15 protein-coding genes are annotated in these 19,605 nt (G+C 70.0%); 7 read left to right on the forward strand and 8 right to left on the reverse strand.

Going from position 1 to position 19,605, the window contains the following annotated elements:
• Positions 1-304 precede the first annotated feature (304 nt).
• The 5 genes from ACWEVR_RS19285 to proB all read left to right on the forward strand — a co-directional run bounded on the left by ACWEVR_RS19285 (position 305) and on the right by proB (position 7,098).
• On the forward strand, positions 305-3,436 hold the full coding sequence (locus tag ACWEVR_RS19285; protein ID WP_452468044.1) for a translation initiation factor IF-2 N-terminal domain-containing protein: 3,132 nt from the start codon (positions 305-307) through the stop codon (positions 3,434-3,436).
• A gap of 232 nt (positions 3,437-3,668) precedes the next feature.
• Entirely contained in the window at positions 3,669-3,980 is a 312-nt protein-coding gene (gene rplU, locus ACWEVR_RS19290) for a 50S ribosomal protein L21 (RefSeq protein WP_067486230.1), read from the forward strand.
• Between the two features lie 22 nt (positions 3,981-4,002).
• The gene (rpmA, locus tag ACWEVR_RS19295; RefSeq protein WP_067486232.1) at positions 4,003-4,269 is read left to right on the forward strand and encodes a 50S ribosomal protein L27; all 267 of its coding nucleotides are present in this window, start codon (positions 4,003-4,005) and stop codon (positions 4,267-4,269) included.
• Between the two features lie 138 nt (positions 4,270-4,407).
• A complete protein-coding gene (gene obgE, locus ACWEVR_RS19300; protein WP_452468045.1) occupies positions 4,408-5,871 on the forward strand; it encodes a GTPase ObgE in 1,464 nt (487 codons plus the stop codon).
• Between the two features lie 111 nt (positions 5,872-5,982).
• Positions 5,983-7,098, forward strand: coding sequence for a glutamate 5-kinase (proB, locus tag ACWEVR_RS19305; protein WP_452468046.1), 1,116 nt, complete (start codon positions 5,983-5,985; stop codon positions 7,096-7,098).
• A 375-nt stretch (positions 7,099-7,473) separates the two neighbouring features.
• Here proB and ACWEVR_RS19310 read toward each other — a convergent pair whose 3' ends face one another.
• From ACWEVR_RS19310 to ACWEVR_RS19320, 3 genes are read right to left on the reverse strand one after another with little or no spacing between them, the layout of a single operon-like run.
• Positions 7,474-8,811 carry a hypothetical protein gene (locus tag ACWEVR_RS19310; protein ID WP_452468047.1) on the reverse strand — a complete coding sequence of 446 codons (1,338 nt, stop codon included), beginning with the start codon at positions 8,809-8,811 and terminating at the stop codon, positions 7,474-7,476.
• Positions 8,811-9,182, reverse strand: a complete 372-nt coding sequence (locus tag ACWEVR_RS19315) for a hypothetical protein (RefSeq protein WP_181698332.1) — start codon at positions 9,180-9,182, stop codon at positions 8,811-8,813. The genes ACWEVR_RS19310 and ACWEVR_RS19315 overlap by 1 nt, the downstream gene beginning before the upstream one ends.
• A gap of 36 nt (positions 9,183-9,218) precedes the next feature.
• Positions 9,219-9,953, reverse strand: coding sequence for an ESX secretion-associated protein EspG (locus ACWEVR_RS19320; RefSeq protein WP_067486242.1), 735 nt, complete (start codon positions 9,951-9,953; stop codon positions 9,219-9,221).
• A gap of 236 nt (positions 9,954-10,189) precedes the next feature.
• On the opposite strand from ACWEVR_RS19320, the gene ACWEVR_RS19325 reads away from it, so the two are divergent.
• The gene (locus ACWEVR_RS19325; RefSeq protein ID WP_452468048.1) at positions 10,190-10,990 is read left to right on the forward strand and encodes a DUF5602 domain-containing protein; all 801 of its coding nucleotides are present in this window, start codon (positions 10,190-10,192) and stop codon (positions 10,988-10,990) included.
• Between the two features lie 53 nt (positions 10,991-11,043).
• Complete coding sequence (locus ACWEVR_RS19330) at positions 11,044-13,788, forward strand: ATP-binding protein (protein WP_452468049.1); 2,745 nt, start codon at positions 11,044-11,046, stop codon at positions 13,786-13,788.
• On the opposite strand, the gene ACWEVR_RS19335 is transcribed toward ACWEVR_RS19330, so the two are convergent.
• The 5 genes from ACWEVR_RS19335 to ACWEVR_RS19355 form a co-directional block, all read right to left on the reverse strand.
• Complete coding sequence (locus tag ACWEVR_RS19335; protein ID WP_452468050.1) at positions 13,782-14,732, reverse strand: D-isomer specific 2-hydroxyacid dehydrogenase family protein; 951 nt, start codon at positions 14,730-14,732, stop codon at positions 13,782-13,784. The genes ACWEVR_RS19330 and ACWEVR_RS19335 overlap by 7 nt on opposite strands.
• Before the next feature lie 77 nt (positions 14,733-14,809).
• Positions 14,810-15,769, reverse strand: coding sequence for a non-homologous end-joining DNA ligase (gene ligD / locus ACWEVR_RS19340; protein ID WP_452468051.1), 960 nt, complete (start codon positions 15,767-15,769; stop codon positions 14,810-14,812).
• Positions 15,770-15,832: 63 nt separating this feature from the next.
• Positions 15,833-16,222, reverse strand: coding sequence for a hypothetical protein (locus ACWEVR_RS19345; protein ID WP_452468052.1), 390 nt, complete (start codon positions 16,220-16,222; stop codon positions 15,833-15,835).
• A gap of 62 nt (positions 16,223-16,284) precedes the next feature.
• On the reverse strand, positions 16,285-17,376 hold the full coding sequence (locus ACWEVR_RS19350; RefSeq protein WP_452468053.1) for a methyltransferase: 1,092 nt from the start codon (positions 17,374-17,376) through the stop codon (positions 16,285-16,287).
• A 77-nt stretch (positions 17,377-17,453) separates the two neighbouring features.
• A complete protein-coding gene (locus ACWEVR_RS19355; RefSeq protein WP_452468054.1) occupies positions 17,454-19,577 on the reverse strand; it encodes a RecQ family ATP-dependent DNA helicase in 2,124 nt (707 codons plus the stop codon).
• Positions 19,578-19,605 lie beyond the last annotated feature (28 nt).

A 19,605-nucleotide genomic window follows, 5' to 3' on the forward strand; every position in this document is an offset into this window, starting at 1 on the left:
GGCGACGGACATGACCGGATGACACCGCAGTTGGATGCCGATCATCGCTGCCATGGACAACCCTGTTGCTGGGGTTGCCGGGCACGCTGGATGAGCGCCTCAGCGCGCGGCGTCACGCCGTACAGCCAGGCGCCGCGTGACCGGTTGGCCCGCCAGATGATCGATTCCAGGCGCGACCGGATACGCGGGGCGAGACCAGATGACCCTCGTACCATCGGGTACGAGGTGCACGGACGATGCCCCCGCGCCGGCCGCGTCACTCCCGTACCGGGGATGGACGCGCCCGGGGGCCCGAGGAGACTTCGTGGCCGAACAAGAGCCGCTGGACACAACACAACAGGATGCCGATCAATTGCCGGAGCGAATTCGAGTTCATGCACTGGCCAAACGACTGGGAGTGACCAGCAAGCGCATCCTGGCCAAGTTGGCCGAGCTGGGCGCCGAGGCGCGCAGCGTGCAATCCAATGTCGACCGGGCGGTCGCCGAGACCGTACGCGACGCGATCGCCGCCGCCGACGCCGAAACCGGCGAACCCCCGGCACCCGCCCCGACCACCAGGGGTAGGAAGAAAGCCACCGCACCCGTCGCCGAGCAGCCGGCCGACCCGACCACCACCTTGTTCTCCGCGCCCGAAGTCGCGCGCCCCGACGAGGTGTTCGCCCCGATGGCCGACGACGCCCACACCGGGCTGTTCACGCACCGGTCGACCGAGGAACCGGCCCCCGAACCGGTGGCCTTCGAGGCGCCCTCGGTCGGCATGCCGCTGTTCCTGCCGCCCGACGCGAGCGCCGCCGAAGAGGCGCGCAAGCGCCGTCGCGCCGAACGCGCGCCCAAGAAGGTGGAAGAGCCCGTCGAGGAGCCGGAGGCGCTCGACGAGACCGAGGCCACCGACCAGTCCGGTGACACCGATACCGATTCCGACAGCGACAACGACGCCGACGGGCAGCCGCGCCGCCGTCGCCGTGGGCGCCGTGGTCGTGGTCGCGGCCGTGGCGAGCAGTCCGCCGACGGCGAGGACAACGACTCCGACGATCACGACACCGAGGACGAGCCCGCCGCCGAGCAGGCCGCCCCGGCCGAGGCCGAGCAGTCCGACGACACCGACGAAGACGACGACAACCAGCCCGAGGGTGCGAGCCGCCGCCGTCGGCGCCGTCGCCGTCGCAAGGTCGGCGGGGAGTCCGCCGACACCGACGCCGCCGCCGAGGACGACCCGCCGAACACGGTCGTGCACGAGCGCGAGCCGCGCAACAAGAGCCGCAGCCGGGCCGGTGCCTCCGACGAGGTGCAGGGCATCTCCGGTTCCACCCGCCTGGAAGCCAAGCGTCAGCGCCGCCGCGACGGCCGCGACGCGGGCCGCCGCCGTCCGCCGATCCTCACCGAGTCGGAGTTCCTCGCCCGTCGCGAGGCCGTCGACCGGGTGATGGTCGTGCGCGAGAAGGCGTTCGATCCGGCCGAGCACGCACCGGGCCACCAGACCACCACGCAGGTCGCGGTGCTCGAGGACAACATCCTCGTCGAGCACTTCGTGACCAGCTCCGGTCAGGCATCGATGGTCGGCAACGTGTACCTGGGCAAGGTGCAGAACGTGCTGCCGAGCATGGAGGCCGCGTTCATCGACATCGGCCGCGGCCGCAACGGTGTGCTCTACGCCGGTGAGGTGAACTGGGAGGCCGCAGGTCTGGGCGGCAAGGAACGCAAGATCGAGCAGGCGCTCAAGCCGGGCGACACGGTGCTGGTCCAGGTGTCCAAGGACCCGGTCGGCCACAAGGGTGCCCGCCTGACGACCCAGATCTCCCTCGCGGGTCGCTTCCTGGTGTACGTGCCGGGTGGCACCTCCACCGGGATCAGCCGCAAGCTGCCCGACACCGAGCGCAAGCGGCTCAAGGAGATCCTGCGCGAGATCGTGCCCGCCGACGCCGGCGTCATCATCCGCACCGCCTCCGAAGGCGTGAGCGAGCCCGAGCTGGCGCGCGACGTGGAACGGCTGCAGGCCACCTGGCGCACCATCGAAGAGGCCTCCAAGAACGCGGCCAAGGACGCGCCGAAGGCTCTCTACGAAGAGCCGGACATGCTGGTCAAGGTCATCCGCGACCTGTTCAACGAGGACTTCGCCAAGCTGGTCATCGAGGGTGAGCGCGCGTGGAGCACCGTCGAGAACTACGTGCGAACCGTCGCCCCCGACCTGCTGCCGCGGGTGAACCGGCACGAGAACAATGGTGTCGACGTGTTCGACGCCTACCGCATCGACGAGCAGCTGGCCAAGGCGCTCGATCGCAAGGTGTGGCTGCCTTCGGGCGGCACCCTGGTGATCGACCGCACCGAGGCGATGACCGTCGTCGACGTCAACACCGGCAAGTTCACCGGTTCCGGCTCCTCGAACCTCGAGGAGACCGTCACCAAGAACAACCTGGAAGCGGCCGAGGAGATCGTGCGCCAGATGCGGCTGCGCGACATCGGCGGCATGATCGTCGTCGACTTCATCGACATGGTGCTCGAGTCCAACCGCGATCTGGTGCTGCGCCGCCTTACCGAGGCGCTCGGCCGCGACCGCACCCGCCACCAGGTGTCGGAAGTCACCTCGCTGGGTCTGGTCCAGATGACGCGCAAGAAGCTGGGCACCGGCCTGGTCGAGGCGTTCTCCACCACCTGTGAGCACTGCCACGGCCGTGGCATCCTCGTGCACTCCTACCCGGTCGATTCCGGGTCGGGCATCGAGGAACCGCGCGGCAAGGAGAGCGGTTCGCGGCGTCGTCGCGGCAAGGACAAGGACCGCGACACCAAGCCCGCCCAGGCGGCCGCACCGGCCACCAACGGCACGGCACCGGCCGCCGAGCACGACGAGGAGGACATCGCCGTCAAGCGGGCCCACCCGGTCGCGCTGGCGATGGCCGCCCACCACGGCGACGAGGACGGCGAGACGGTGCAGGCCGAGGTCGAGACCGAGCAGCCGGCGCCCGAGCCGGCCCGCTCGCGCTCCCGGTCCCGGTCGCGGCGGTCCAACCGCGCCGCGCAGACCGAGACCGCGATCGACAGCCCCGCGCTGACCGGGGTCGTCCCGGCCGAGGACGAGGTGGTCGAGGAGGTCGTCGTCACGCCCGCCCCGGCCGACGAGGCGCCGACGGTCGAGCCCGTCGAATCGTCTTCGCTCGCCCAGGAACCCGTCGAGGAGCCTGCCGCTCCCGTCGCCGAGGAACCCGCACCGGTGGCCGAGGAACCGGCCGCCCGGGCGCCGCGTAGGCGTCGGGTAGCCCGTTCGACGGCGGCTCCGGCCGCCGACAGCGCGGGCGCGGTGTTCGTCGTCTCGGCGAACGAGCAGCCGCCCGCGGCAGCCGTCGTGGACTTCGACGCCGAACCCGTCGTCGTCCCGCAGCGCAAGCCGCGCAGGCGTGCGGTGGGCCGTCCGGCGGGCGCGCCTGCGCCGGAATCGAACTGAGGTGACGTCCCCCGATTCGGCCCTGACCGGCCGAATTGGGGGACGGCATACCGTTCTGGTAACCTAGGTCGGTCGCTGCCCAGCGATTGGGCATCTGGCCGGACGGCCGGGTGATACCGCAGGCAGGCAGCTAACGTTCTTCCCCCGCACGTGCGGGGATGAGCCCAGGAATACGCGTCGCAGCTGCGGCGTGGACATGTGCAGGACCAACGTGAGTGGAGGAAGCCGACCGATGGCAGCGTACGCAATCGTCAAGACCGGCGGAAAGCAGTACAAGGTCGCGGTCGGTGACCTGGTGAAGGTCGAGAAGATCGAGGGCAAGCCCGGCGACGCCGTGGCCCTGACCCCGGTTCTCGTCGTCGACGGCGCCGATCTGACCACCGATGCCGACAAGCTGGCCAAGATCTCCGTGGCCGCCGAGGTCGTCGATCAGACCAAGGGTCCGAAGATCCGGATTCACAAGTTCAAGAACAAGACCGGCTACCACAAGCGCCAGGGTCACCGTCAGCCGCTGACGGTCATCAAGGTCACCGGCATCAAGTAAGAATTCCCGAGGAGACGAAGCAATGGCACATAAGAAGGGTGCATCCAGCTCCCGGAACGGTCGTGATTCGAACGCCCAGCGCCTCGGCGTGAAGCGCTTCGGCGGCCAGAAGGTCAGCGCGGGCGAGATCCTCGTCCGTCAGCGCGGAACCCACTTCCACCCCGGCGTCAACGTCGGCCGTGGTGGCGACGACACCCTGTTCGCCCTCGCGGCGGGCGCGGTCGAGTTCGGCACCAAGCGTGGCCGCAAGACCGTCAACATCGTTGTCCCGGAGCCGGTCCAGGCCTGACCGCCTGGAGCGTCAGCTCCCCACGGACACCAGAGCGGGTCAGGGTTTCCCTGACCCGCTCTGTCGTGTTCGTAGACTTTCACTACAAAACCGGACACCTTACCGAAAACGACAAGTCAGAAGGAGGAGGATCAACCCATGTCCAAATTCATCGACCGCGTCGTGCTGCATGTTCGTGCCGGTAGAGGTGGACACGGTTGTGCCTCGGTGCACCGTGAGAAGTTCAAGCCGCTCGGCGGTCCCGACGGCGGCAACGGCGGCAACGGTGGCGATGTGATCCTCGAGGTCGACGCCAACGTGCACACCCTGCTCGATTTCCACTTCCATCCCCACGCCAAGGCGGGCAACGGCAAGCCGGGTGAGGGTGGTAACCGCGACGGCAAGCAGGGCACCGACCTGGTGCTGCAGGTGCCCGACGGCACCGTGGTCGTGGACAGCGACGGCAAGGTCGTGGTCGACCTCGTCGGCGTCGGCAACCGGTTCATCATCGCCCGTGGCGGTCGCGGTGGGCTCGGCAACGCCTCGCTGGCGTCCAAGGCGCGCAAGGCGCCCGGTTTCGCGCTGCTCGGCGAGGAGGGCGAGGAACTCGATCTCGTTCTCGAGCTGAAGTCGGTCGCCGACGTCGGTCTGGTCGGTTTCCCGTCGGCCGGTAAGTCGTCGCTGGTCTCGGTGCTCTCGGCCGCCAAGCCGAAGATCGCCGACTACCCGTTCACGACGCTCGTGCCGAACCTCGGCGTGGTGCAGTCCGGCGACACCACCTTCACCGTCGCCGACGTGCCAGGCCTGATCCCCGGCGCCAGCCAGGGTCGTGGCCTCGGGCTCGACTTCCTGCGGCACCTGGAACGGTGCGCGGTGCTCGCCCACGTCGTCGACTGCGCGACCCTCGAACCCGGCCGCGACCCCGTCTCCGATGTCGACGCGCTCGAGGCGGAGCTCGCCGCGTACAAGCCCGCGCTCTCCGGTGACGAGAGCCTGGGCGACCTGGCCGACCGCCCGCGTGTGGTCATCCTGAACAAGACCGACGTCCCCGACGGCAAAGAGCTCGCCGAGATGGTGACACCCGAATTCACCGCCCGCGGCTGGCCGGTCTTCGAGATCTCGGCCGTGAGCCGCGCCGGTCTGCGTCCGCTGACCTTCGCGCTGGCCGACATGGTCCGCCAGTACCGCGAAGACCACCCCAAGGCGGCGCCCAAGCGTCCGATCATCCGCCCGATCGCGACCGACGAGTCCGGGTTCAGCGTGATCGCCGATCCGCAGGAACCCGGCGGTTTCATCGTGCGCGGCACCCGGCCGGAACGCTGGATCCGCCAGACCGATTTCAACAACGACGAGGCCGTGGGCTACCTGGCCGACCGGTTGGCTCGTCTCGGTGTCGAAGCGGAGCTGGTGAAGCAGGGTGCCGAACCCGGCTGCCCGGTGACCATCGGCGAGGTGACCTTCGAGTGGGAGCCGCAGATCTCGGCCGGTGTCGACATGCAGCCGACCGGGCGGGGCACCGACCTGCGGCTCGAGACCAACGAGCGGGTCGGCGCGGCCGAGCGCAAGCTCGCCTCGCAGGCGCGGCGTGGTCTGCTCGACGAGAACGGTGAACGGAAGAGTTGACGGTGGTGTCGCGCCCGGCGAAATTCGCTGTCGGGCGCGACGAGTCGGTCGGCATACTGCGGTAGGGCTCCTGCGAGCCCGTCGACGACGATTCGTGCAGGGAGTTGGGCGATGCAGGTGGGTTCGGAGCTGAGTCAGGGGCGGGCCGCGATCGTGTCGGCGCGCACCGTGGTGGTGAAGATCGGTTCGTCGGCTCTCACCAGCCTCGAAGGCGGTCTCGACACCGGCCGGCTCGATCTGCTCGCCGATGCCGTCGAGGCGCGGATGCGCGCCGGGTCCGATGTGGTCGTCGTGTCCTCGGGTGCCATCGGCGCCGGGCTCGCACCGCTGGGCCTGTCGAAGCGGCCCAAGGATCTGGCGACCAAACAGGCCGCGGCCAGTGTCGGCCAGCTCGCCCTGGCGCACGCCTGGGGAACCTCGTTCGCCCGCTACGGCCGCACGGTCGGCCAGATACTGCTCTCCGCCGATGATTTCGCGCGTCGTGAGCATCATCGCAACGCGCAGCGCACCCTCGATCGGTTGCGTTCCCTCGGTGCGGTCGCGGTGGTCAACGAGAACGACACCGTCGCCACCGACGAGATCCGTTTCGGTGACAACGATCGCCTCGCCGCCCTCGTCGCCCACCTCGTCGGCGCCGACGCCCTGATCCTGCTCTCCGATGTGGCCGGGCTCTACGACGGCGACCCGCGCAAGGGGCCCGCCAATTTCATTCCCGAGGTGCGCGGCAGTGCCGACCTCGACGGCGTCATCGCGGGCAGCGGTGGTGCGCTCGGCACCGGCGGCATGGCCTCCAAACTGTCGGCCGCCCGCCTCGCCGCCGACGCGGGCATCCCCGTCCTGCTCGCCTCGGCAGCCGAAGCCGCGACCGCCCTCTCCTCGGGTACCGTCGGCACCGCCTTCGCCGCCCGCCCCGTCCGCCTGTCGGGCCGCAAGTTCTGGGTCCGCCACGCCGCCGACACCCGCGGCGCCGTCCTGCTCGACGACGGCGCCGTCGCCGCCGTCGCCGAACGCCGCTCCCTGCTCGCCGCGGGCATCACCGGCCTGCGCGGCCGCTTCTTCGGCGGCGACGTGGTCGACCTCGTCAGCCCCACCGACGAGGTCATCGCCCGAGGCGTCGTCGAATACGACAGCACCGAACTGTCCACCATGCTCGGCCGCTCCACCACCGACCTCCCCGAAACCATGCAGCGCCCGGTCATCCACGCCGACGACCTCGTCAAGGTGTGAGCCTTCCGATCCCGATCGTCAGGCAGCCGGACCCGAGCCGCGGCGATGTGGTTCTCTCGGTGAATCGCGCTTTGTGGCACGGGTCAGAAGACCCGCGCTGACCTCGCCACCTGCCCTGACCGCGCCGCGTTGACCAGTCTGGCTGCGCCGACCGTGATGCCTAGAGTGCAGCGCCGGAACCGGCCCCGGCCGCTCGTCCCGCTGAGTTCGGTCTGGTCGTGATCGTTTTGGGCCTGTTGAGCAGTACTGCCTGTCCTGTGACCGTCAACATATCGAGTCGACGCCTTGAAGTTGTGGCACGGTGACATCCGGTTGGTCCACGTCGGTTGCGGGACGCGACCGGGGTAAGCGTTCCCGGCCGAATGTGTCGACTTCTTACCGCTGCGGCGGGATGACGCCCGGTTGGTCCAGGCCGCCCGGGTGCTGGGGTGGTGGTGTGGGTTGGGGTGGTTCGGCGCCGGGGACGGGGCCGGTGACGCCGGGTTGGCCGCCGGGGTCGGACATGTCGGGGGCGTTCTGGGGTGGGGGTGGTGCGGGTGCGACCGGTGGAGTGTTGGTGTCCGGGGCGGTCGGGTTGGAGTCCTGCTGAGTTGGCGGTGCCGGTGGCTCGCTGGGCGGGACGGGATTCTCGCTGGGCGGTGCCGGAAGTTCGCTTGTCGGGCTGGGGGCTTCGCTGGGTGGCGCCGGGAGCTCGCTCGTTGGTGCGGAGCTCTCGCTGGGCGGTGCCGGAATGGGGGAGGGGCTCTCGCTCGGCGGGGCTGGTGGCTCGCTGGACGGGGCCGGAATCTCGCTCGATGGTGCCGGGAGTTCGGTGGTGGGGGAGGGGCTTTCGCTCGGCGGGGCCGGTAGCTCGTTCGTCGGCGTAGGGCTTTCGCTGGGCGGGGCCGGAAGTTCGGTGGTCGGCGTAGGGCTTTCGCTGGGCGGTGCCGGGAGCTCGGTGGTCGGAGCGGGGCTTTCGCTGGGGGTAGCGGGGTTGGGGCTCGGCGGTGTGGGCTCGCCAGATGGCGCCGGGTTTTCGGTCGGCGCAGGCGCTTCGGTGGACGGTGCTGGGGGCGCGGGGTTTTCGGTGGTGGGGGCGGAGTTGTTCGGGTTGGCGGGTGCCGGGGTTTCGGGGTTCTGGGGGGTGGCCTCGGCAGGGGGAGCGCCGTTGGTTCGGGGCGGGTTGTCCTGTGGGACAGGGGAATCCGCAGCGGGAACGGGAAGGGCGGGGACGCCGGTTCCGGCCAGGGTGTAGGCGGGCTTGTAGATCATGTTCATGGCCAGGAGCGCTTCCTGGCGCAATGCCTCGGCCGCCATCTGCGCGTCGATGACATCCGCGGCTGCCAGCAGCCGGGCGATGGTGCCGATCGGGCCGGAGTCGCCGGGGGCGACCACCGCCAGTTTCACCGCTTCGGCGGCGGCCGCCACCCCACCGAGGCGGGTGCCGACTTCCGCCATCACGGCGGCCAATTCGTCGATGGCGGCGGCGAAACTGCGGGTGCTCGCGGCGGCGGCTTCGGCGGCCGCGCCTTCCCATCCCGCCTCCTCCATCACCTGGTCGGCGTTGGCCTTGGCGACGGGGAGGGTGACGAGGGCGGCGGCGGTTTCCAGCCAGGCCATCGAGGCACCGAGGATCTCGCCCGCGTCGATCTGCTGGGTGCGGGCATAGATCTGTTCGTGCGGCATGGATTCGAAATGTTCCATCGCACTGATGTAGGTGGGATCAGTACTCATCAGTGCACCCGTGTATCGATGGCGCGCAGCGCGGCGGACGCGGCGGCATCGGCTTCCTCGTAGAGACCCGCGCTGAGCAGGAACGCCTCACGCATCCGGTAGGCCGCTTCGATGTAGCGATCGAGCAGGTCGGCGGCGTCGCGCGCCTTGTGGGCGAAGCCGGCCTGTAATTGCTGTGCGGAGACGAAACCACCGAATCCGCCTGCCTCGGCGGCATTTTCGAGGTCGTGGCGTAATTCGGCGAGCCGGTCGGCCTGCTGTGCGTAGAGATCGGCACACCGGCGCGCGGCCTCGGGATCGAATTTCACCGTCCCCGCCGCGGCGGCGCTGCGGAACCGGGAGATCTCGGCTCGGCTGCTCTCGATCGTCATCGCGTCTCCCCTCCAGATCAAGCGTCGGTGTCCAGGCTAGCCGGACCTACGATTGTGCGAACTGTGCGCCGGTGCCACCCGGCGTTGCAGTTGCGCGGCCAGCTGACCGGGCGAAGCGGGAACCACGTGCACCGTTTCCCCCACCCGCAGCAGGTAGCGCCCGTCGCCCGCGACGTCGATCCAGCTGTAATGCAGTGGCGGGGAAGGGGTTTCACGGTCGAGTCCGGTTTCGATGCGGATATGCCCCTCGGCGGTGTGCGGGCGGCGCAGCAAACGCTGGATCCGCGGAACCGCGGGGTGAGCGGCGATCACGGTCTCCTCGTCGCGCACCGCGTCGGCTGCCGCCTCACGCGCGGGTTCACGTCCGGGTGGCGTGTCGGGCAGGCAGGCGGTGACGCGCGCCCCGATTCCGGCGCTGTGCCCGATCGAAACCCGCACCTGCCCACCGTAATCGGGCCGGGTGCCGGGTTCCTGCACCACGAGAACCGCGTGATCGTAGACAGCGCAGGCCAGTAACCGGATCTCGCTGCCCGGTGTGTGCCCGCCGCCGACGAGCACGATCCTGGCGTGTGGTTCGGCGACGATCCGCAGGCACGCGGTGAGATCGGGATCGGTGCCGGGCGTCAGTCGCTGGTCGAGCGTCGAACGTAATCGGCGCGCTTCGTCCTCGGTGCGCGGCGTTTCGAGCAGCCGCAGCGGAAACGGCACCCGGTCGCGACCGGTCTCCCGCCAGACGTGCGCGAACTCGTCCGCGGTGAAGGTCCATCCCATTGCCGATCCCATCCTTACCGAACCAGGACGAGCTCAGCCTAACCGCAGTGTCCGATTCCGGCGCACCGTTCATCCGCCCGAATGGAAACTCCGGCGCAATGAGTACCCGGATGAGTATTTCGGCGGACGTCTGTCACCGCTGTGACTCCTACCGTCAGGACAGATCCGTTGACTGGAGGAGCTATGACCTACGTGTTCGAGGCGGCTGTCCGACTCGCGGAACTGGGGTGAGGACCATGCGTACTCGCGGCATCACCACGGCACTGGCCGCCGTTCTCGTGCTCGCCTTCGGCGCGGCCTGCGGTGACGACAGTGACGCGGCGACCTACTACGGCGACGAACTCGCTCTCGGCAACGGGCAGATCCGCACCTACGTGACCACCGACGACTCGGGCAAGCCGACCGAGATCGGCCTGCGAATCCAGGAGGCGGCGCTGGAGGGGCTGCCGATGCCCGCCGGCGCGCCGGAAGGCCCACCGCCCGCCGGTGTACCGCTGGCGCTGCCGAAGGAAGCGGCGGGCGCGGTGGTCGACCACCTCACCTTCGACTGGGTGCCGCACGGTCATCCGCCGGCAGGCATGTTCGACAAGCCGCACTTCGACGCCCACTTCTATTTCATCGACGCGGCGGCGGTGACGGCGATCAGCCCGCAGGATCCGCAGTTCCTGGCGAAGGCGGCCGTGAACCCGGACGCGAAATACATGCCCGCCGGTTACGTAACAGCACCCGAGCCGATCGAGATGCAGGCGGTCCCCGCGATGGGGGTGCACTGGCTGGATATGAGCAATCCGATCGCACTGGGCCAATTCACGCACACCCTGATCAACGGCTCCTGGGACGGCCAGTACATCTTCACCGAACCGATGTTCACCCTGGAATGGCTGCTCACCAAGCCGTCGTTCACCGGCGACATTCCGCAGCCGCAGGCCTACCAGCGCACCGCGCGGTATCCGACCACCTATTCGATCAGCTTCGACGATACGGCCGACGAGTATGTGGTGACCGTCGGTGGGCTCACCGATCGCACCGCTTCCTGACCCTTCTGCAAGCCCCTCACCTGCGAGTAGGCTCGTCTACTCGGAGGTGAGGTGTGATCACCGAGCTGATCGGGCGCGAGTGGGAGCTGGCTGACCTGCTGGCCCGGCTCGACGATGCGGTCCACGCGCTTCCACAGCAGGTGATCTGTACCGGCGAGGCCGGAGTCGGCAAGACCAGGCTGGTCGCCGAGCTGGCGGCGCGCGCACGTGAACGCGGGGTGCGCACGCTCTGGGCGCGGGCGCTCGAGCTGCCCGATCCGCCGCCGTTCTGGTTGTGGCGCCAGGCGCTCGGTCCGGGGATCGCCGCGCCCGACGGCGACCGGGTCGCGCTGTTCGAGGCGTTCGCGGCGAGCTTGGACAACGGCGCGGCAACCGGCACGCTGCTGGTGATCGACGACATCCACTGGGCCGACGAGCCCTCGCTACAGGCCCTGCTCTATGTCGTGCGCGGGCTGCGGGATCGCCGGGTGATGGTGTGCGCCACCGAGCGCACCGGCGCCGAGGACGGCGGCTGGACCGCGATCAAGCCCGAACTCCTGCGTGAACCGGTCACCGCCTCGCTGCCCGTACGCGGCCTCTCGCCCGCGGACTCGGCGCGCTGCCTGCAGCTCGAAGCGGGCCGCGCGCTGCCGGCCGAGCTCGCCGACCGTGCGTTCGACATGACCGGTGGAAACCCCTTCTACCTGCGTGAACTCGGCCGGTCGATGCGCGGTACCACTGACGACGCGCTGCACCTGCCGACCAGTCTGCGCGAGGTGGTGCGCGCGCGGATGGTGCCGCGGTCGGCCCGGGCCGTCGAGCTGTTGCGGGCGGCCTCGATTCTGGGTGAGCGGTTCTCGATCGCGGTCGCCGCTCGGCTGGTCGAGCGCTCGGCGGCCGACTGTCTGGCCGCGGTGGACGAAGCGGTCGACGCGGGTCTGCTGGCGACCGACGACGACCCGGGCACCGTGCGGTTCGCGCACGCGCTGGTGCGGGCCGCCCTGCTCGACGATCTGTCGCTGCACCAGCGCGTGGTGCTGCATCAGCGGGCGGCCCTGGCCATCGAGGCGTTGTATCCCGATGCGGTGGAGGCGAATTCGGCCGCACTGGCCTGGCACTGGGCGAACGCGGCGGTGACCGGAGCGCACGAACCCGCCGTGCGCTGGGCGCGTCGCGCCGCACAGGTGGCGTTGCGGGAGCTGGCTTTCGAGGACGCCGTGCGGTTCTACGGGCTGGCGATGACCCATGCCGCCGAGCTGGAACCGCTCGAGCGGGGCAGGTTGCTGCTGGAGCGGGCCGCCGCCCAGGTCCGCGCGGGTCGCCTCGTCGCCGCCCGGGCCGATTGCGCCGCCGCCGAGGCACTGGCCCGCAAATCAGGGGAACCGGTCCTGCAGGCCGAGGCGGCCTTGGTGCTCGAACCGATCGGCGAGCGCGGCTGGGACCGCGATATCGCCGACGCGTGCGCCGAAGCGCTCGCCGCCGCCGACCTGCCCATTTCGCTGCGAGCCCGGTTGCTGGCCCGGTCCACCGAAACCGCGATCTACCTCGGCCGCTCGCAGGGTGTCGACGCGTCGAGCCGGGTCGCGCTCGCGGTGGCCGAGCGCAGTGACGACCCGGCGGTCCTCGCCGCGGCGTTGCGGGCTCGTCAGCTCGCCTGCAGCGGGCCCGACCATCGGGACGAACATCGCGAACTCGCCACGAGAATGATCGCCGCGGGCGAGCACGCGCGCGACCCGGCCATGGAGATGTGGGGCAGGTTGTGGCGCATCGATGCGCTGTGGGAACAGGGTGACCTCGGCGCGATCACCAGGGAGCTGTCGTGCCTGTCCTGGTGTACCGAGCACACCGGCGGTCCGATGGCGCGGTGGCACCGGCTGGTCGCGGAAGCCGCGCTGGCGCAGGCGCGCGCCGAGTTCGACGACGCTCTCGACCGGGCTCGGCGGGCACACGAGCTGGCCACCGCGCTCGGCCATCCCGCCGCGTTCGGCGCCTACCGGTCACTGCTGGTCGTCGTCGGGCACCACCGCGGCCATCCGCCGGAGGCATTGACAATGCCGCAGACACCGGCGCGTGGCGAGGTGCGCAATCTGCTGTTCGCCGCGCTCGGCACCGCGTTCCCGCTGGTCGACAGCGGCATGACCGCAGCGGCCGAGTCCCTCTATCGTGGCCTCGGCCGTCCCGGAACCTGGTTGGTCCCACCGTATTTCGCGCTCGATGTGCTCGCCGTCGGTGGTGCGGTCGCGGCCGGTCTGGGCATCGTCGACGACGTGGCCTACTTCCGAGAGCGGCTGAGCCGCTACCGCCACGGCCACGTCACCGGTGGTGGTGGCAATGCGCACTATCTGGGACCCGTCGAGTTGTGGCTGGGGAAATTCGCTGCCGCACTGGATGATCCGGATGCCGCCGAAAAGGATCTGCGCGCGGCGGCGCGAACCGCCCGCACGATCGGCGCCCCCGGATTCGCCGTCGAGGCCGACTGCGAACTGGCCGGACTCCTGCTCGCCCGGGGCGCCACCGCCGATGCCGTCGCGGTGGCCGAGGGTGCGTTGCCGGTGGCCGAATCGGTCGGGATGACGCCGTGGATCGACCGGTTGCGGATGGTCGCGGTGCACGAAAACAGTGGTACGACACTGACTCCGCGCGAACGCGAGGTCGCCCGGCTCGTGGCACGTGGCCTCACGAATCGGGAGATCGCTGCCGCGCTCGTCCTGTCCGAACGCACCGCGCAGAACCATGTGCAGCACATTCTCACCAAACTCGGCTTCACCAGCCGCAGCCGCATCGCGTCCTGGGTCGGCAGCGGCCGGATCGATCAGTAACCGCGCTGCGGATCCACGATCGCCCGCAACGATTCGCCTGCCACGAACCGGGCGACGTTGGCGCCGACATGATCGGCGAAAGCGGCGAGGCGCAGTTGCGGCGGATTGGAATCGTGCGGGGTGATGATCGCGTTCGGCAGGTCCCACAGCGGATGCCCGTCGGGCAGCGGTTCCGGGTCGGTGACATCGAGTCCGGCACCGCCGATGATGCCGCGCCGCAGTGCGTCGACCAGCGCGTCGGTGTCGATAAGGCTGCCGCGCGCCACATTCACCACCCACGACGACGGCTTGAGCCTGGCCAGCTCGTCGGCACCGATCAGATGCCGAGTCTGCGCGGTCGCCGGGGCCGCGACGACGACGTGGTCGGTGTGCGACCAGACCCGTCCGAGCTGATCGGCGGGCACCGTCTCCACGTCGGCGCCGATTCCGGGTCCGGTGACGCGGTCGCCCGACCGGTTCACCGCGATCACGTGCGCACCGAGCGGGGCGAGCATCGGGATCAGCGCGCGGCCGATACCGCCCGCGCCGACGATCGTCACGGTCTTGCCGCGCAGCGATCCCACGTGCGGGAAGAACTCGCGCTGCCGCCACGAGGTCGCGCGCAACTGCTCGGGCAGATACCGCACGCCCGCCAGCAACAGCATCAGCGCGTGCTCGGCGACGCTGTGCGCGAAGGCGCCCGCCGCGGAGGTGAACGTCGGGCCGGGGTGGGCGGCGAACACGCCCGCCTCGAAGAAGTCCTCGATTCCCGCGGCGGGCAACTGCACCCAGCGCACCGACGCGGGCAATTCGGCCGGGAAATCAGCGGGCGTCCCGGTCCAGATCAGGGCGTCGGCGTCGGCGAGCGGACCGACCCGGGCACCCGCGCCGACAACCGCCTTCTCGAGCAGTCGCGGAGCGTTCGGGTCCGGACCGATCGCGACGGTGATCGCGGATTCCTGCACAAAGTCCTCCTGGTTGGTGCCGGGGCGGGCAGAGTTCCGATTCTCCCGGACCGCCGGGACCGCGTCGAGCCAGGACCTCACGATTCGTCGAGATCGACGGGTTCGTCCACGCCGTGGCGGTCGGCGAGTTCCAGCAGTGGCGTGATGTCGAAAACGGCGTCGTCCATATCGGCCTGGATGTCACCGAGTTCGGCGTAGCGGGCGGGGACGGTCCGGATCGTGAAATCACGAGGATGGATGGAGTCGATCTCGTCCCAGCGCACCGGTGTCGACACGGTGGCCTCGGGGACGCCACGCACCGAATAGGCGGCGGCGATGGTGTGGTCGCGCGCGTTCTGGTTGTAGTCGACGAACAGGGCACTGGGGTCGCGATCGCGCCGCCACCACGCGGTCGTCACGTCGTCGGGCGCGCGTCGCTCGACTTCCTGGGCGAAGGCCAGCGCCGCCCGGCGCACCTGCTGGAAGCCGTGCTCGGGCGCGATCCGCACGTAGACGTGCAGGCCGTGACCGCCGGAGGTCTTCGGCCAGCCGACGGCGCCGAACTCGTCGAGGACCTCGTGCACCACCCCGGCGACGCGCTGCACTCGCGACCACGGGCAATCGGGCATGGGATCCAGGTCGATGCGCCATTCGTCGGGTGACTCGGTGTCGGTCGAGCGGGAATTCCAGGGATGGAACTCCACGGTGGACATCTGCACCGCCCACGCGACGTCGGCGAGCTTCTCGACACAGAGCTCGTCGGCGTGCCTGCCGTAGCGCGGGAAGTACACCCGCACGGTCGGAATCCAGTCGGGCGCACCGGCGGGCAACCGCTTCTGATGGACCTTGTCACCGGCCAGCCCTTTGGGGAAGCGGTGCAGCATGCACGGCCGGTCGCGTAGCGCGTCGACGATGCCGTCGCCGACGCTGAGGTAGTAGTTCACCAGGTCGAGCTTGGTCACCCCGAGCTCGGGAAAGTACACCCGATCGGGATTGCTGACCCGTACCGTGTGCTCACCCACCGGCAGTTCGACCGCCGGAGCCGCAGACTTGGCCACACGCGCAACGATAGACGAGCGGGCCCGCCCCGTGGCCGGGTAACGGACCCGCGTGGCGCGCGACTACAGCTCGTACACCCCGAAAGCCCGGTGCTGGATGCACATCGGCATCACATGCACCTGCTCGGTCCATTCGAATTTGGCCGCCGCCTCGACGGTTTCGCGTTCGGCGACGCACACGGTGTTGGTGCCGGGCATCGTCAACGGGTTGAGCACGGCCAGCGGGATGCCCGCGTGGATGCCGCTGTAGAGACCGCCGCTGAAGCACAGCGGGGTGATGGCGATGCCGCGCCGTGCGCTTTCGCGGTCGGCGGCGGCCTGGGCGCCCGGCACGCCGGCGCAGTCGAGCGGGTTCTCGTTCGTCGCCTGGGCAGGGGCGGTGAAAAGGGTGAAGCCGGCCGCACAGCCCGTGGCGACGGCCATCAGGGTTCGAGCAAATGTGGTCCTGGTCATAGCCGCATTGAAACACTGCTCACCGGCGGTACACACAATCGGCGACGGCGTGTCGGGCCCGATCAGCGCGCGACGGCCTCGAGGACACAGACCGGCGCCACGGTCTCCACCGTGCGCGTCAGCGTGAAACCGCAGCGGTCGAGCAGGGCGCGGAACTCGGCTTCGGTGCGTTCGTGGCCGCCCTCGGTATTGACCAGCATCTCCAGATCGACGAATTTGCCCGGGTGCGGCCGATGATGCTCGGGCAGCACCAGCTCGATCACCAGCAGCGTCGCGGCCGGGCCCATGGCGGCGCGGACGGTGCGCAGGATGCGTTCGGCGTGCTCGTCGGACCAGTCGTGGACGATGTTCTTGAGCAGATAGGCGTCGGCGCCCGCGGGCACGGCCTCGAAGAACGAGCCCGCTTCCACCGTGCAGCGTCGCCCGAGTCCGGCTGCCGCGAGATCGGTGCTCAGATCCTCGACCACGCCGGGCAGATCGAACACCACCCCGGTGGTCGAGGGATGCCTGCGGAGGATCTCGACGAGCAGGCTGCCACGACCGCCGCCGACGTCGACGACGGTGTCGAACCGGCCGAAGTCGTAGGCGGCGAGCAGCGGTTCGATCGACAGCGTGCCGATGCTGGTCATCGCGCGGTCGAACAGGTCGCCCACCGCACGATTGCGCGCGGCGTATTCGAAGAAGCTCGCGCCCTCCAGCGCCTGGCCGACCGCCTCGCCGCTGCGGACGGCATCACCGAGATGGGTCCAGTGGTTGCGGTGGTAGGGGGAGCCGAAGAACCGGGCCACCTCACGCATGGTCACCGCCGCGTCGCCGCGCAACGCCGCACCGATGCGGGTCAGGGCGTATCTGCCGTCGCGGCGCTGGGCGAACACCTCGTAGCTCACGAGCAGCCGCAGGAGCCTGCGCAGTCCGTCCTCGTCCACCTCGAGCGCGCTCGCCAGTTGCGCCGAGGTGCGCGGGCCGTCGGCGAGCTGGTCGGCGATGCCGAGCTCGGCGGCGGTGCTGATGGCCTGGGAGAGGAACCCCGCGAACTGCAGTTCCAGCAGCGCGATATGGCCGGGGACGAGCCGCCGGTGGAGTCTGGCCAGCGCGTCGCGCACCCGGTCGAACGCGTGGACCACGGGAATCGGGGGCAGCTTCTTCGACGTCATCACGACTCCATCGTCGGCCGTTCGACCTGCGCGTACGTGCTGAGAGTACGGGATCGGACGCGCTGGGCGGGAGTGGATCAGGTCGGCGTGGCCAGCGCGAACGGCAGCACCGCGTCCGCGCCGCTCGTGCGGAGGGCGTGGGCGGCGACGGTCATGGTCCAGCCGGTGTCGGTGAGGGTGTCGACCAGCAGGATCGGTCCGTCCACCTGTGACAGGTCGGGTACCTCCCAGTAGTCGAACAATCCCGCGACGCGGTGGGCCGAGTTCGCCGCCGAGACCGGGGGCCGGTCGGGGCGCGCGTGCAGGGTGCCCAGGTCGGTGAGTCGGCCGATCTGGGCGAGTCGCTGCGCGAGACTGGTGGTGAGCTGGGGGTAGCGCGGCGATTCCAGGGCGAGGACCGAGGTGGGCCGGGCCGTCCAGTCCCAGTCGCGCAGTACGGCGATACAGGCGTCGAACACCGCGTCGGGTACCGGGGCGTCGGGCCCGTCGAGCAGGGCCCGCAGGCGCTGACCCCAGCCGAGATCGGTGAGTCGGCCGAGCACACGCCCGGTCTCGGCGCCGCCGGTGATCTTGCCCGACAACGGGATTCCGAGTTTCGCCATGCCGGTCGGCCACTGTTTGCGCGGGGCGAGATCGAGGCCGGGGCGGTCGAGCCGGGCCCGGGTGGCGGCGATCGCGGCGTCGTCGATGCTGGCGTCGGGACGGGTGCCGGTGCAGTTGTCGCAGCGGCCGCAGTCGAGTTCGGCGGTGGCCAGGCCGTCGAGGCCCGGGTCGTCGAGCTGGCGGCGCAGGAACGTCATCCGGCAGGTCGTGGTCGACTGGTAGTCGATCATCGCCTGCTGCTCGGCGTCGCGGGCGGCGGCGAGCCGTTCGTAGCGTTCGGTGTCGTAGGTCCAGCTCTGTCCGGTGGACAGCCAGCCGCCGCGCACCCGGCGGACCGCGCCGTCGACGTCGAGCACTTTCAGCACCATCTCGAGCCGCGAACGGTTCAGCTCCACGAGCGGTTCGAGCGCCGCCGTCGACATCGCCCGATCGGTGTCGAGGGCCGCGAGCACCGAGCGCACGATGTGTTCGCGGGGGAAGGCGACGGAGGCGAAGTAACTCCAGATGCGCGCGTCCTCCGGGCCGGGGAGCAGCACCACCTCGGCGCGGTCGGTGCCGCGGCCGGCGCGGCCGACCTGCTGGTAGTAGGCGATCGGTGAAGAGGGCGCGCCGACGTGCACCACGAAACCGAGGTCGGGCTTGTCGAAGCCCATTCCGAGTGCCGAGGTCGCGATCAAGGCCTTGACCTCGTTGTTCAGCAGGGCCGCCTCGAGCGCTTCGCGTTCGGCCGGGTCCGTTTGGCCGGTGTAGGCGGCGACGGTGTGCCCGTGGGTGGCGAGCACGTCGGCCAGGTCGTTCGCCGCGGCGACGGTGAGGCAGTAGATGATGCCGGAACCGGGCATCCGATCGAGGTGGGCGCCGAGCCACGCCGTGCGCTGCACCGCGTCGTCGAACCGGACCACCGACAAGTGCAGCGACTCGCGATCCAGGGTGCCCCGCAACACCAGTGTGTCGGTACCGATCTGCCCGGCCACATCGGTGACGACCCGGTCGTTGGCGGTCGCCGTGGTGGCCAGCACCGGCACGTCGGTGCCGAGGTCGGCGATGAGGGTGCGGATGCGGCGGTAATCGGGGCGGAAATCGTGACCCCAATCCGACACACAGTGCGCCTCATCGATCACGACCAGCCCCGCATCGGCCGCGAGTTTCGGCAGCACCTGATCGCGGAAGTCGGGATTGTTCAAGCGTTCCGGACTCACCAGCAGCACATCGACCGCACCCTCGGCGACCCGCTGATGGATCTCGTCCCACTCGGTGACATTGCCCGAGTTGATGGTGGCCGCCACCACCCCCGCCCGTTCGGCGGCGGCCACCTGGTTGCGCATGAGGGCGAGCAGCGGCGACACGATCACCGTCGGCCCCCGACCCGCCCAGCGCAGCAGTTTGGCCGCGATGAAATACACCGCGGACTTACCCCAGCCGGTGCGCTGGACGACCAGTGCCCGGCTGCGCCGCACGACGAGCGCCTCGATCGCCGTCCACTGGTCCTCGCGTAGCCGGGCCTGCGGCCCGGCGAGGTCGCGGAGCAGCTCCTCGGCGCGTTCGCGCAGGTCGGGAGCCATCAGGTCGAGCACGTCGTTACCTGCCGCTGTGGTCATGGGCCCTATGCTGCCCCACCTCACCGAC

It is taken from the genome of Nocardia sp. NPDC003979, from assembly GCF_053605015.1.